Source organism: Sulfitobacter sp. (assembly GCF_036961165.1).
Taxonomy (GTDB): domain Bacteria; phylum Pseudomonadota; class Alphaproteobacteria; order Rhodobacterales; family Rhodobacteraceae; genus Sulfitobacter.
Map to the genome: position 1 here is coordinate 49,587 of NZ_JBALVJ010000010.1, position 13,466 is coordinate 63,052.

Here is a 13,466-nt window from a genome sequence, read left to right on the forward strand (position 1 = left end):
GCCATAGCGCGGACCAAGACCAACTGGGGAGAAACCAAATGAACTTCACCAAACTGCTGGCCAGCGCAGCGCTGGTTGCCGGCATGGCCACAGCGGCCTTTGCCGAAGAAAAAACCAAAGTCGGCTTCGTCTTTGTCGGCCCGATCGGCGACGGCGGCTGGACGTATGAGCACAACAAAGGTCGCGAGGCTATTGAAGCAGAATTCGGCGATGCGGTTGAGACCGTGTTTGTCGAGAGCGTGGCAGAGGGCCCCGACTCCGAGCGTGTGATGACGCAGATGGCGCTTGACGGTGCCGACCTGATTTTCACCACCTCCTTTGGCTACATGGACCCGACGATCAACGTAGCGGCGAAGTTCCCGAATGTGAAGTTCGAGCACGCCACAGGCTACAAACGTGCCGACAACGTCAGCACCTATTCCGCGCGCTTTTATGAAGGCCGCGCCATTCAGGGCCACATCGCGGGCAAGATGACTAAGTCGAACACTGTTGGCTACATCGGCTCCTACCCGATCCCCGAAGTTATCCGCGGCATTAATTCTGCCTTCATCCACGCCCGCAAGGCAAACCCAGATGTGCAGTTCAAAATCGTCTGGGCCTACACGTGGTTTGATCCAGCCAAAGAAGCCGACGCAGCCAAGGTTCTGATCGAGCAAGGCGCTGACGTGATTTTGCAGCACACCGATTCCACTGCGCCACAGGCCGCGGCTCAGGAAGCGGGCAACGTTGTGACATTCGGTCAGGCGTCCGACATGAGCCAGTACGCGCCCTTCCCGCGCGTCTCTTCCATCATTGATGACTGGGCGCCTTACTATATTGCGCGCACCAAAGCAGTCATGGACGGCACATGGACTTCAACAGACACATGGGACGGCATCGGCGCCGGCATGGTAGGCATCGGCGAGATTTCCGAAGCAGTTCCTGCCGACGTGAAAGCAGATGCGCTCGCGCTCAAAGCGTCATTGGCAGACGGTTCCTACCACGCATTCACCGGCCCGCTGAACAAGCAAGACGGTTCCGCATTCCTTGCCGAAGGCGAGACAGCAGACGATGGCACTCTCGCCGGCATGAATTTCTACGTTGAAGGCATCGAGGGCGACATCCCGCAATAAGCGACGTCGACACCTGAAACTGGAAAGGCCCTGCGGTTTCGCGGGGCCTTTTTTTTGGATGCTTATTCAGTTGATGCGTTTTGCCATTCCGGTAACGGGAAGAGCGCATCGTAGGCCCAGTTAAAGCCGAACGCATAGATCATATAGAAAACAGCAAACGACACATCCATCACAAATGCCTGCCAAAGCGAAACGCCAAGGTACCATGCGATGAAAGGCATAAGGACAATCAACAAACCCAGTTCGAACAAACTGGCGTGCACAAACCGGATAGGACGTGTTTTCAGAGTGCTGCCATAGACGCGCTGGAGGGTCCTATCGAACATATAATTATAACCCATGTTCCATAATGTCGCGAGCGTCGCACTCACTACACCAACAATGCCGAAATCAGCAAGCGGGACGTGGAACAGCAGTGCCCCCAACGGAACAACAAGAATCAGTCCGATGATTTCAAAACTGATGGCGTGACGTAAACGATCAAGAAAGGAGCGCATGGGTAACCTCAAAGAAAGTGCTGGGTCGTCCCGGCGATGATCCATTCGGGGAGGTCGTCCTCAAACCACGTTAAATGGCACGAGGGGTTCATGCTTTCAACACCTTCGCCTCCAGAAATAATTATAGCGCGCGCAGCCCTTTGCACCGGATTGCATATCATCGTTGGGTTCCAGCAGGTCACGTCGTGCCAATTGTTTCGGGGGCATTGTCCCTCTTTCGGGATGCGCCTGCCACTGCTACACCGCGCATCAACTGGGCAGCGACTGCTTCCCGCTTTCTCACGGACAATTCGATGATCAAGACATACACGACCGAAATTCTGCAGTCCTTTCTGGTGGTAGGCTGGCACGAATGTATAAGCCTACCGCAAATGGGCCTGCACGACTTTGCTGTGAAGGTGGACACCGGTGCCAAGACAACCGCCCTTCATGCCGAGAACATCGAAACATTTCAGAAAGACGGCGAAAAATGGGTGCGTTTCACTGCACCTTCCCCTGCGGGCACCCAAGGGCAGACTTGTGAGTTCCCCGTACACACAAAGCGCGCAATCACAAACACCAGCGGCACGCCAGAGACTCGTATCGTCATCCGCACCCCTATGGTATTGGCAGGGCGGCGGTGGAATATCGACATTTCCCTGACGGATCGCGGAACCATGCGCTTTCCTCTCATTCTGGGCCGCCGCGCGCTGCGCAACCGCAACATCCTTGTGCATCCGGGCAAATCATACCTGGTGAGCGACAAACCCGTATTCGAAGGATCCGACCGATGAAAATTGCAATGCTCGCCCGCAACCCGAATCTCTATTCGCACAAGCGCCTGAAAGAGGCGGCCGAAGCGCGTGGTCATACGCTGGATATCATCAACACGCTACGCTGCTACATGAACATCGCTTCGCGCCGACCAGAGGTGTATTATAATGGTGAAAAGCTTGAGGGGTATGACGCGATCATCCCGCGCATCGGGGCGTCGGTCACCTTCTACGGCCTAGCCGTGCTGCGCCAGTTCGAGATGCAGGGCGTCTATCCGCTCAATGAGAGCGTTGGTATCGGCCGCTCTCGCGACAAGCTGCGTTCGATGCAATTGCTGGCCCGTGACGGGATTGGCCTGCCAGTCACAACCTTCGCTCATGATCCCAAGCAAACCGACGAAGTGCTTGAGCTTGCCGGTGGCGCGCCTGTGGTGATCAAGCTGTTGGAAGGCACACAGGGAATCGGTGTTGTTCTGGCCGACACCAAACGCTCTGCCGTGTCCGTGGTTGAGGCGTTTCGCGGCGCGGGCGTGAACATCCTGCTGCAAGAGTTCATCAAGGAAGCAGGCGGCACCGATATCCGCGCGATCGTTGTGGGCGGCAAGGTCGTCGCCGCGATGAAGCGCACGGGTGCCAAGGATGACTTCCGCTCAAACCTGCACCGCGGCGGCTCTGCCGAAGTAATCAAACTCTCACCCGAAGAACGTTCGACCGCAGTGCGTTCTGCCAAATCAATGGGGCTGAATGTGTGCGGCGTGGACATGCTGCGCTCGAACCACGGGCCAGTGGTGATGGAGGTGAACTCTTCCCCCGGCCTTGAAGGTGTGGAGAAGGCAACCGGTCTCGATATTGCTGATAAGATCATCGAATACATCGAAAAGAACGCCAAGCCGAACGCCACAAAGACCAAAGGTAAGGGATGAAACGGCGCCCTGATTTCAAGATTGCTGAGCAGGCTGTTCAGGCAGGCACCCGCAAGACGATAGAAATTCCTGTCAGCACCCTATCGGACCACACGCCTGTCACGCTGTCAGCCCATATTGTGCATGGCCGCAATGACGGGCCGACCACCTTTGTCAGCGCTGGTATCCACGGGGACGAGGTGATCGGGGTCGAAATTGTACGGCGGTTGCTGCGCTCCAAAAACCTCAAGTCCTTGCGCGGAACACTGATTGTGGTGCCGATTGTGAATACCTTCGGCTTCCTCAACCACTCTCGCTATCTGCCGGATCGCCGCGACCTCAACCGTTGCTTTCCGGGGTCTCCGCACGGTTCGCTCGGCTCGCGTCTGGCGCATATCTTTCTCAACGAGATAGTCGCGCGGTGCTCATTGGGGATTGATCTGCACTCTGCTGCAATCAACCGGATTAACCTGCCGCAAATCCGTGTCTCGGCCAACAACCGCAACACCATGCGGCTGGCCAAGGCGTTTGGCGCCCCTGTTATCCTGACAAGCGCGCTGCGCGATGGCAGCTTGCGGCAAGAGGCCAAGAAGATCGGCGTTGATGTGCTTTTGTACGAGGCGGGCGAAGGCATGCGGTTTGACGAGATGTCAGTGCGCGCGGGCGTGGCCGGCATTTTGCGCGTGCTCAAGGACATCGGACAATTGCCGAAAGCCGGCATCGCCAAGCCTAAAGCTGCACCGCTAGTGTGTGCCGACAGTCACTGGCTGCGCGCCTCTGCGGGCGGGCTGCTGCGCATGTTCAAGGCCGAAGGCGATGTGGTGACCGAAGGCGACGTCGTCGCCGCGATCTCGGACCCGTTTGGCGAAGAAGAGATCGAGATCAAGACACGCTACAGCGGCATCATCGTTGGCCGTGCTGTGGTGCCGATTGTGCACGAGGGAGACGCCCTTTTTCATATCGCAGATGTGAAATCAGGCGATATGGCCGAGGCCGCCGTGGACGAACTGGCGAGCCAGCTGGAAGAAGCGCCCTTGTTCGACGAGGATGAAATCATCTGACCCCCCTCCCCGCGTGAGCGGCGGCTAGTCGTCGCGCGCTGCGGGGTAGCTGCCGTCAGGCCCATGCACTTCGTCGCCTTCAAGCCCCGGTGAGAAAACGCAGATCAGATGCAAGGTCTCTCCGCCGGATGGCACGCGGACCTCGTGGCGCTCGTGATTGTTAGGCGCGTACAGAACACCGGCGTGGATCGGGTGTACCTTACCGCTGTCCAACTCGATCACTTCACCCGCGCCACCGATGCAATAACATGCCTCGATGTGGTGCTTGTATTGCAGGCGCAGAACTGCACCGGGCAATACTCGCGTTTCGGTCACTGAAAACCCCATCCCGTCCGAGCGGACCAACAGGCGCAGGCTTTCCCAGCCTTCACCATGCGCATCCCGCGCTGTACCACGCAGCTCTTGTTTATTGGCGACAATCATCCTGATCTCCCGTTACGTCACATCCAGCTTGGCGTGCTTTGCAGAACCATGCAAACGCCTTAAGCTCATCTCATGATTACATTGCATCACCTAAACAGGTCCCGCTCGCTCCGAATTCTGTGGCTATTGGAGGAGATCGGCGCGCCCTATGATTTTGTCCTGCATGAACGCGACAGCAAAACCAATCTGGCCCCCAAGGCCTTGCTCAACGTGCACCCGTTGGGCAAATCGCCCGTGATCGAGATGGACGGCGAAACCGTCTGTGAGAGTGCTGCGATAACAGAGCTGCTTTGCGCCAAGTACGCCCCACAGATGATCCCAGATGCAGGTACCCCAGCCCACTTGCGGCATCTGGAGCTGATGCATTTCGCCGAAGGTTCAGCCATGACACCGATCCTACTCAATCTTTACGTAGGACGTCTGGGAGAGGCCGGCGCGCCGCTGCATCCACGCATCCAGTCCGAGCTCGACAACCACTTTGCCTATATGGAGAAGATGCTGCGCCCGTCGGGCCATTTCGTGCTGGATGATCTCTCTGCCGCCGACATCATGCTCAGCTTTCCTGCGCAAATCGCGATGCGGCTGGAGCGGCGCGAAGCCTATCCAAAGCTGGCGGCATTCGTCGACGCGCTTGAGGCACGTCCGGCCTATCAGCGCGCAGTAGAAAAAGGCGGCGTCTAGCAGTCTGCGCCATTGCCAAGCCTTTGCAGGGGTGGCAACAAAAGGGAATGACACACTCCCTTACCAGCCTTTATGGCACACCGGCGAGCCGCCTTGCCTTTGGCACCATGCAATTTGGTGGCCGCGCGGATCGTGCGGCTTCCCAAGCGATGTTTGACGCGGCTCTGGACGCGGGCATCACCCACTTTGACACCGCCCACGTCTATACCGATGGTGCGTCCGAAAGCTTTCTGGGCGCGATGATTAAGCCCCACCGCGACCGGCTGATCATCGCGACCAAAGCTGCCTATACCGGTGGCGCGACACCAGACAACATCCGAAATTCGGCCGAGACATCGCGCAAGCGGATGGCTCTGGATGTACTGGACGTGCTCTATTTGCACCGCTTTGATCCCGACACCGACATGCACCTCAGCTTCGAGACATTTGCCCAGCTGAAGGCCGACGGGATTATTCGCCATATCGGCATATCAAACTTTGCTGCGTGGCAGGCCGCCAAGGCCGCAAGCATTGCCGCCAAGTTTGACCTGACCATCACCTTAATCCAGCCGATGTACAACGTTGTCAAACGACAGGCAGAGGTCGAAATCCTTCCGATGGCGCAGGAATTCGGGATGCTCTGCGCGCCCTATTCTCCGCTGGGTGGTGGATTGCTGACAGGGAAATATGCCAACGGAGGGACGGGCCGGCTTTCGGAAGATGACCGCTATGCCGCGCGCTACAGATTTGATTTTATGCATAATGCGGCCGAAAAACTCAGCCAGATCGCCGCGCGCGAAGGGGTGCATCCTGCAACCCTTGCGGTGGCATGGGCAGCGGCCCATTCAACAGCGCCTACGCCGATCATCTCTGCACGCTCTGTCGAACAGCTTGAGCCGTCTTTGGTCGCTTTGAACTATGCGATGAAGCCAGAACTCTACACCGAAATGGCCGAACTCGTGCCAGCACCGCCACCGGCAACTGACAGGGCAGAAGAAGCATGAACAGCGATATCATCATCATTGGCGGCGGCATTGCGGGCCTCTCCGCCGCGGCGCGGCTTTCGGCAGATGCGCAGGTCACCGTCCTCGAGATGGAGAGCGTGACGGGCTATCACGCCTCTGGCCGTTCGGCCGCGTTGATCGAGGAGAACTACGGCGCGCCGTCTGTCCAGGCGCTTAACCATGCAGGAATGGCGCACTTTCAGGACGGTGGTTACCTGTCCCAACGCGGTCTGATGATCATCGCGCAAGCACAGGACGAAGACGCCTTTAAGGCCGATCTTGTGCACATGGGTGTGGACCAAATTTCCCCAAGCGAAGCAGTTGATTTCGTGCCGGTTCTCGACAAATCGAAACTGGCATTTGCCGCCTACCATGCCGAAGCTTTCGATATCGACACCGATCTCTTGATGCAGGACTTCATGCGTGTCTTGCGCGCTAACGGCGGGCGTATCATCACGGATGCGGTCGTGACAGAAATCAGACAGGACGCCTCCGGCTGGCAGGTAAGCGCTGGTGATATTTATACCGCAGGCACGCTAGTCAATGCGGCTGGCGCATGGGCGGATTTGATCGCGGGTATCGCGGGTGTGACGCCGCTGGGTATTGTCCCACACCGCCGCTCAATGGCGCGGTTGGCCGCCCCGGGCGGCCATGACACGGCGAATTGGCCGATGTTCTTTGGCCCGAACGAAAGCTGGTATGCAAAGCCGGATGCAGGTGCCTTGCTTGTCTCTCCCGCAGAGGAAGTCGCGACGCATCCACACGATGCCTACGCCGATGATATGACGCTGGCCGAAGGGTTGGACCGCTATCAGCAGATGGTGAGCGAGCCAGTGACAAGGCCGTTGACCACATGGGCCGGTCTGCGCAGCTTTGCCCCTGACCGCACGCTTGTACTAGGTCGTGATCCGCATGTGCCAGAGTTTGTCTGGTGCGCCGGCCAAGGCGGCTACGGCTTTCAGACTGCGCCCGCCGCTTCTGCCTTGCTGGCTGATTTGGTGAATGGGCGGCAAACGATGATTGACGCGGCCTCAGTTGCGGCGCTGCGCCCGGACAGATTGCGCGCATGAGCCGCCTACCCCCAAATGCCAGCGTTGCCACAGCGCTGGACGGCGGCAAGTTGACCAATCCATCAGCCCAGCGGAATGCGGCTGCCATTGTCAAAATGCTGCAACAAGTCGCTCCAGCGCGGGGACACGCGTTGGAAATCGCCTCTGGTACAGGCCAGCATGTATTGGCTTTGGCAACCGCCCTGCCCGCGCTTGAATGGCACCCGAGTGACATCGCTCCGGATCGCTTGGGCAGCATTGATGCCTACACCGCTGAACTGCCAAATGTCCTTCCTGCCCGCATGCTGGACGCGACGCAAGACGGCTGGGCGACCGAGCAAACGCCTTTTGATCTGATCTATCTTGGAAACCTCCTGCACCTGATCTCTGCCCCGGCTGCGCGGATCGTATTGACGCAGGCAGCGCGCGCGCTTGCCCCCGCTGGAACGCTTGTGGTCTACGGACCTTTCATGCGTGGCGGAACTCTGACATCCGACGGTGATGCGAAATTCCACGCGGATCTTCAGGCGGCCGACCCTGACATCGGGTACAAAGACGACGCTTGGATCAAGGAAGTGCTGACAGCCGGAGGTCTTGTCCGTAGCATGGTGCGCGATATGCCTGCTAACAATCTTAGCTTCATCGCCCGACGGGAGTCGCTATGAACTTACGCGCCGGATTTGCCATTATGGCCCTCGCCCTGCTTGCTGCATGTGGCGGCGACAAACCTATCCCCGTAGGTGCGCCGGTTGCTCCGAACTTCCGCGATGCACATCCGGTGGAATTTAAGGGCCAGCGTCCGGCGCGCTACCGCGTGCAAGGTATCGACGCGGCGCGGTTCCAGAACCATATCAATTGGGGAACAGCGCGCCGGAATGGCGTAAACTTTGCCTTTCTCAAAGCCACTGAGGGCGGGGATTTGCTGGACCCCATGTTTAAATCCCACTGGCGCGGCGCGGGCCATGCAGGTGTCGCTAGGGGCGCCTATCACTTCTACTATTTTTGCACGTCGCCAGAGGTGCAGGCACGTTGGTTCATCCGCAATGTCCCTCGTGCAAAAGGCATGTTGCCGCCCGTGCTTGATATGGAGTGGAATCCGTTTTCCCCCACCTGTGCCCACCGGCGCCCCGACGCCCGTGTGGTGCAGGAAGAAATGCGCCGCTGGTTGCGGATTGTCGAAGCACACTACGGCGTGCGCCCGATCATCTACACAACACCACGTTTCTACGAAGAGAATAACCTAAAGCGATTCAAAGGCTACGAATACTGGCTGCGCACCACGGCCAACACTCCGCGCGAAGCCTTTCCCGGTCAAAGCTGGCGGTTCTGGCAATACTCGGCCACTGGCCTAATCGACGGAATCAAAGGCGAAGTGGACCTGAACGCATTCTCCGGTAGCCCTGAGGAATGGACTGCTTGGCTTGCCGCGCGCACGGTGAGATAGGCTCGTCAGGATATCCGGCCTAGGCCCAGTGGCAAGATCCAGACAGGGAGGCGTGAAGCCTTGATATTGCAGGCAGGTATCTGCGCGCGCAGGGCGATCAGCTCGTGCCGCGCCCGGGTCACGAGACAGTCAAGGTTCTCTCCAAAGGCAGGCAGGTAGAACACAACAACCTTGCGCGTCGCGCCAAACCGCATTTGCGTCAGCGTGATCTGCGACGCGGCACGGTCATGGCAAACGTCCCAGCACAACTCTGCTATGTCAGGAAGATGGCGCAGGCTTTCCCAACGTTCCAGCAATACGAACGTTACCGTGGCCTCTTTGCCTTGGTTGGAGCCAAGCACCGCACGCACTTCAGCGGCCCTGTCGCCAATCACCGCTACCTTAGGCGTCCGTGGCGGGGAAAAAGCAACGCCAAGCGAAAATACCACCGCGAGCAAAACGCCCGCGGCGGCGATGCTTTGTTTAACCGTCCACCCGGATCGTGGTGTTCTTGGGATCATACGGGCTGTCCTCGACAATCTCGGCACCCCAAAGCTGGTCGAACATCTTGACCTGTAGCTTGGTGCCCACCACGGCAGTTTCAGACTTTACATAGCCCATGCCGATGGATTTACCAAAAGCGACCGAATAGCCGCCCGAGGTCAGACGCCCCACGCGTGTGTCACCGTGATAGAGAACTTCACGGCCCCAAGGATCTGCGTCATCCGGTCCGTCGATCAACAGCGTCACACATTTGGCATTGATGCCATGGTCCGCCATCGCCTGCTTCCCGTGGAAGTCTTTGTTCATGTCGACAAAGCGCGGCAGGTCCGCTTCCAGCGGAGTCGCATCACGGCCCAGCTCGGTCCCGAAGGCACGATATGATTTCTCCTGACGCAGCCAGTTTTGCGCACGCGCACCGACCAGCTTCATGCCGTGCTTTTCGCCTGCTTTCTCCAGCAGATCGAACAGGTGGTTCTGCATCTCGATCGGGTGATGCAGTTCCCAGCCCAGCTCCCCCGTATAGGCGACGCGGATGGCGCGTACCGGCACCATTCCCAGCTCAATGTTGCGCATCGTCAGCCATGGGAAGCGCTTGTTGCTAAGCGCTGTCGCAGGATCGGCGTCCTTGATCACATCGTTCAGCACCTCGCGGGATTTGGGGCCTGCAATGGCGAAGACACCCCACTGAGTGGTGACATCATGGCATTCGATATAGCCGAATTTGGGCGATTTATCCTCGATGGCCTTACGCAGATAGTCACTGTCGTAAGCGGTCCACGCACCGGCGCTCACCAGATAGTATTCATCCTGCGCCAGACGCACGATGGTGTATTCCGTGCGCGTCGTGCCAGCGCCGGTCAGTGCGTACGTCAGGTTGATGCGGCCAATGCTGGGCAATTTGTTGCAGGTGAACCAATCCAAAAATGCCGTCGCGCCGGGGCCTTTGACCAGATGCTTGGTGAAGGCAGTGGCGTCGATCAGACCCACGCCTTCGCGCATGGCTTTCGCTTCTTCCACCGCATGTTGCCACCAGCCACCGCGCCGGAAGCTGCGGCTGTCATGGTCGTTGAAACCTTCGGGCGCAAAGTAGTTGGGACGCTCCCAGCCGTTCACCCAACCAAACTGGGCACCACGTGCGGCCTGACGGTCATAGGCAGGCGATGTGCGCAGTGGACGACAAGCGGGGCGCTCTTCATCCGGATGGTGAAGAATATAGACGTGCTCGTAGGCTTCCTCGTTCTTGCGCGCGGCGAATTCGGTGGTCATCCAGTCGCCATAACGCTTGGGATCAAGGCTCGCCATGTCGATCTCGGCCTCGCCGTTGACCATAAGCTGGGCCAGATAATAGCCAGTGCCACCCGCTGCTGTGATCCCGAAAGAAAAGCCCTCGGCCAGCCACATGTTACGCAGACCGGGTGCCGGTCCGACCAAGGGGTTGCCGTCAGGGGTATAACAGATCGGGCCGTTGAAATCGTCTTTGAGACCAGAATCCTCTGCCGATGGGATACGGTGCAACATAGCGGCATATTGCTCTTCGATCCGGTCCAGATTGAGCTGGAACAGATCGGCACGAAAGCTGTCCGGCACACCGTATTCAAAGCGCGCTGGTGCGTGTTTTTCGTAAACGCCCAAGATCCAACCGCCGCGCTCTTCACGCACATAAGACTGCGCGTCGGCATCGCGGATGACAGGATGCTCAACGTTACCCACGGCACGGTACTTTACCAGATCCGGATCCTGATCCATGACGATGAACTGGTGCTCAACAGGGATGGCAGGCATCTTAATGCCCAACATCTTGGCCGTGCGCTGCGCGTGGTTGCCGCTTGCAGTGACAACATGCTCCGCTGTGATTACAACTTGTTCATCGGTTGGAACAAGGTTGCCACCCTTCTCGGCCATTTTGGTCACGGTCACTTCCCAAGCTTCACCGTTCCAGTGGAACGCGTCCGCTTGCCACTTCCGCTCAATCGCGACGCCGCGCTGGCGTGCGCCTTTGGCCATCGCCATCGTCACATCGGCAGGGTTAATATAGCCATCCGTATGGTGATACAGCGCACCTTTAAGGTCATCGGTGCGGATCAAAGGCCACTTCGCTTTGATCTCGTCCGGTGTCATCCATTGGTAGGGTACGCCGCATGTCTCAGCGGTCGAGGCATAGAGCATGTACTCGTCCATGCGCTCCTGCGTCTGTGCCATGCGCAAGTTCCCGACAACGGCAAAGCCTGCGTTCAGCCCCGTCTCTTCTTCAAGCGTTTTGTAAAACTTGATCGAGTAATCGTGGATGTGCGTCGTCGCAAAGGACATGTTGAAATAGGGCAGCAACCCCGCCGCGTGCCACGTTGAGCCTGAGGTGAGTTCGTCACGCTCCAGCAGCATCACATCATGCCAACCGGCCCGTGCCAGATGATATGCAATTGATGTCCCAACGGCGCCGCCGCCGACCACCAATGCTTTGACTTGCGTTTTCATGACACGATTCCCTCTTGCCCGATTTCGCTTCGTTTTATCGTGCAAACGTTATTTCCGACGCCAAACCGCGACCGGACATAGCAGAAAACCGACCTCGTGACATTTGGCGCAAACCGCCCAATTCTTTTGGCGGGAGGTATTACGGACAGACTGCGCCATTAGCGCGGTGGGGGCAGAACCGCGACCAACGCCACCACTACGATCTCAAGAAAATATCTTGCCCGGATTCATGATCCCGTCTGGATCAAGCGCGCGCTTGATCGCCACCATTACATCAACCGCGCCGCTCAATTCCTTGATCAAATAGGGGCGCTTACCCTGCCCGATGCCGTGTTCGCCTGTACAGGTGCCACCCAGCGCTATGGCAAGATCAGCAAGCCAGCTAACGAATATTTCGGCTCTGGCGACTTCATCCTTGTCATCCATATCGATCAGGACAGATGCGTGAAAATTTCCATCGCCGGCGTGGCCAACGATTGGCGCAATCAAGCCAATCTCTTCGGCTTTTGCATTCACAGCTACCACAGCTTCGGCCAACTTGGATATTGGCACGCAAACGTCCGTTGCCACAGCTTTGCACCCCGGACGCAAGGCAAGCATCGCCCAATAAGCGTCATGGCGCGCCTGCCACAGTTGGGTGCGTTCTTCGGCTGTCGTGGTTGCCGCGTATCCCGTGCCGCCGAACTCATCTGCCAGCGCGCCAAAGGTCTCTGCCTGTTCTGCGACGCTCGCGTCCGAGCCGTGGAACTCCAGCAGCAGCAAAGGCGTCTCCGGCAGGCTCAGCTTTGAATAGCTGTTGACTGCCTTGACCACCAAAGCGTCCAGCAGCTCGATGCGTGCGACCGGCAGACCGTACTGGATAACCGCCATCACAGTCTCGCAGGCGGCTTCAACGCTAGGGAACGAACAACTTGCTGCTGACATCGCCTCGGGGATGCCCTGCAAGCGCAGGGTCACTTCGGTGATAATACCCAGCGTCCCTTCGGAGCCGACCATAAGCCGCGTCAGATCATAACCGGCAGAAGATTTGCGCGCGCGGCTTGCGGTGCGGATCACCTCGCCGTTTGGCATCACAACCTCAAGGCTCAGCACGTTGTCCTTCATCGTGCCATAGCGCACCGCGTTGGTGCCCGACGCGCGGGTGGCCGCCATGCCGCCAATGCTGGCATCCGCACCCGGATCGATGGGAAAGAACAGACCCTGATCGCGTAGATGCGTGTTGAGCGCCATGCGTGTCACACCGGGCTGCACGCGGCAATCCAGATCGCCTGCATTGACCTCCAGAACCTTATCCATCTGGCTCACGTCGATGCTGATCCCTCCGGCGGGCGCGTTCACATGCCCTTCCAGAGATGTACCTGTGCCGAACGGGATAATCGGCACTTTATGCGCGGCGCAGATTTTGACCGTATCGGCCACCTCCTGCGTCGAGTGGGCGAACACAACGCCATCAGGCGGTTGGTTTACAATCCATGTGGTGGTGTGACCGTGCTGTTCGCGGATTGCCGCTCCGGTTTGAAAACGCTCACCGAACTGCTGCTTGAGAATACCCAAAGCAGCGCCAATGCCCTCTTCGTTCCGCGCGAGCGCTACTGCCTGAACCATCA

The 13,466-nt window shown here is 58.3% G+C and carries 14 protein-coding genes; 9 read left to right on the plus strand and 5 right to left on the minus strand.

The features are described from left to right. Nucleotides 1–38 precede the first annotated feature (38 nt). Nucleotides 39–1,112: a BMP family ABC transporter substrate-binding protein gene (locus V7730_RS07210; protein ID WP_335746922.1), complete on the plus strand. Its 1,074-nt coding sequence runs from the start codon at nt 39–41 to the stop codon at nt 1,110–1,112. 62 nt (nt 1,113–1,174) lie between these two features. On the opposite strand, the gene V7730_RS07215 is transcribed toward V7730_RS07210, so the two are convergent. Then, nucleotides 1,175–1,609, minus strand: a complete 435-nt coding sequence (locus V7730_RS07215; protein ID WP_335746923.1) for a PACE efflux transporter — start codon at nt 1,607–1,609, stop codon at nt 1,175–1,177. A gap of 293 nt (nt 1,610–1,902) precedes the next feature. On the opposite strand from V7730_RS07215, the gene V7730_RS07220 reads away from it, so the two are divergent. Genes V7730_RS07220 through V7730_RS07230 form a run of 3 tightly spaced genes read left to right on the plus strand, consistent with a single transcriptional unit; the run spans nt 1,903 to nt 4,324 of the window. Continuing rightward, a complete protein-coding gene (locus tag V7730_RS07220; protein ID WP_335746924.1) occupies nt 1,903–2,382 on the plus strand; it encodes an ATP-dependent zinc protease family protein in 480 nt (159 codons plus the stop codon). Beyond that, nucleotides 2,379–3,284, plus strand: a complete 906-nt coding sequence (rimK, locus tag V7730_RS07225) for a 30S ribosomal protein S6--L-glutamate ligase (protein ID WP_335746925.1) — start codon at nt 2,379–2,381, stop codon at nt 3,282–3,284. Before V7730_RS07220 ends, rimK begins: the two co-directional genes overlap by 4 nt. Further along, complete coding sequence (locus tag V7730_RS07230) at nt 3,281–4,324, plus strand: succinylglutamate desuccinylase/aspartoacylase family protein (protein WP_335746926.1); 1,044 nt, start codon at nt 3,281–3,283, stop codon at nt 4,322–4,324. Before rimK ends, V7730_RS07230 begins: the two co-directional genes overlap by 4 nt. A 24-nt stretch (nt 4,325–4,348) precedes the next feature. Here V7730_RS07230 and V7730_RS07235 read toward each other — a convergent pair whose 3' ends face one another. After that, a complete protein-coding gene (locus tag V7730_RS07235) occupies nt 4,349–4,747 on the minus strand; it encodes an ectoine synthase (protein WP_335746927.1) in 399 nt (132 codons plus the stop codon). Nucleotides 4,748–4,819: 72 nt separating this feature from the next. On the opposite strand from V7730_RS07235, the gene V7730_RS07240 reads away from it, so the two are divergent. From V7730_RS07240 to V7730_RS07260, 5 genes are read left to right on the plus strand one after another with little or no spacing between them, the layout of a single operon-like run. Further along, nucleotides 4,820–5,428 carry a glutathione S-transferase family protein gene (locus V7730_RS07240; protein WP_335746928.1) on the plus strand — a complete coding sequence of 203 codons (609 nt, stop codon included), beginning with the start codon at nt 4,820–4,822 and terminating at the stop codon, nt 5,426–5,428. Nucleotides 5,429–5,475: 47 nt separating this feature from the next. After that, a complete protein-coding gene (locus tag V7730_RS07245) occupies nt 5,476–6,411 on the plus strand; it encodes an aldo/keto reductase (RefSeq protein WP_335746929.1) in 936 nt (311 codons plus the stop codon). Next, on the plus strand, nt 6,408–7,481 hold the full coding sequence (locus tag V7730_RS07250) for an NAD(P)/FAD-dependent oxidoreductase (protein ID WP_335746930.1): 1,074 nt from the start codon (nt 6,408–6,410) through the stop codon (nt 7,479–7,481). Before V7730_RS07245 ends, V7730_RS07250 begins: the two co-directional genes overlap by 4 nt. Next, on the plus strand, nt 7,478–8,125 hold the full coding sequence (locus V7730_RS07255) for a DUF938 domain-containing protein (RefSeq protein WP_335746931.1): 648 nt from the start codon (nt 7,478–7,480) through the stop codon (nt 8,123–8,125). The genes V7730_RS07250 and V7730_RS07255 overlap by 4 nt, the downstream gene beginning before the upstream one ends. Then, a complete protein-coding gene (locus V7730_RS07260) occupies nt 8,122–8,904 on the plus strand; it encodes a glycoside hydrolase family 25 protein (RefSeq protein WP_335746932.1) in 783 nt (260 codons plus the stop codon). The genes V7730_RS07255 and V7730_RS07260 overlap by 4 nt, the downstream gene beginning before the upstream one ends. Nucleotides 8,905–8,909: 5 nt before the next feature. Here the strand turns inward: V7730_RS07260 and V7730_RS07265 are convergent, their stop codons facing one another. The 3 genes from V7730_RS07265 to V7730_RS07275 form a co-directional block, all read right to left on the minus strand. After that, nucleotides 8,910–9,404, minus strand: coding sequence for a hypothetical protein (locus V7730_RS07265; RefSeq protein WP_335746933.1), 495 nt, complete (start codon nt 9,402–9,404; stop codon nt 8,910–8,912). Then, a complete protein-coding gene (locus tag V7730_RS07270) occupies nt 9,367–11,859 on the minus strand; it encodes a GcvT family protein (RefSeq protein WP_335746934.1) in 2,493 nt (830 codons plus the stop codon). The genes V7730_RS07265 and V7730_RS07270 overlap by 38 nt, the downstream gene beginning before the upstream one ends. Before the next feature lie 204 nt (nt 11,860–12,063). Beyond that, on the minus strand, nt 12,064–13,464 hold the full coding sequence (locus tag V7730_RS07275) for an FAD-binding oxidoreductase (protein WP_335746966.1): 1,401 nt from the start codon (nt 13,462–13,464) through the stop codon (nt 12,064–12,066). Nucleotides 13,465–13,466 lie beyond the last annotated feature (2 nt).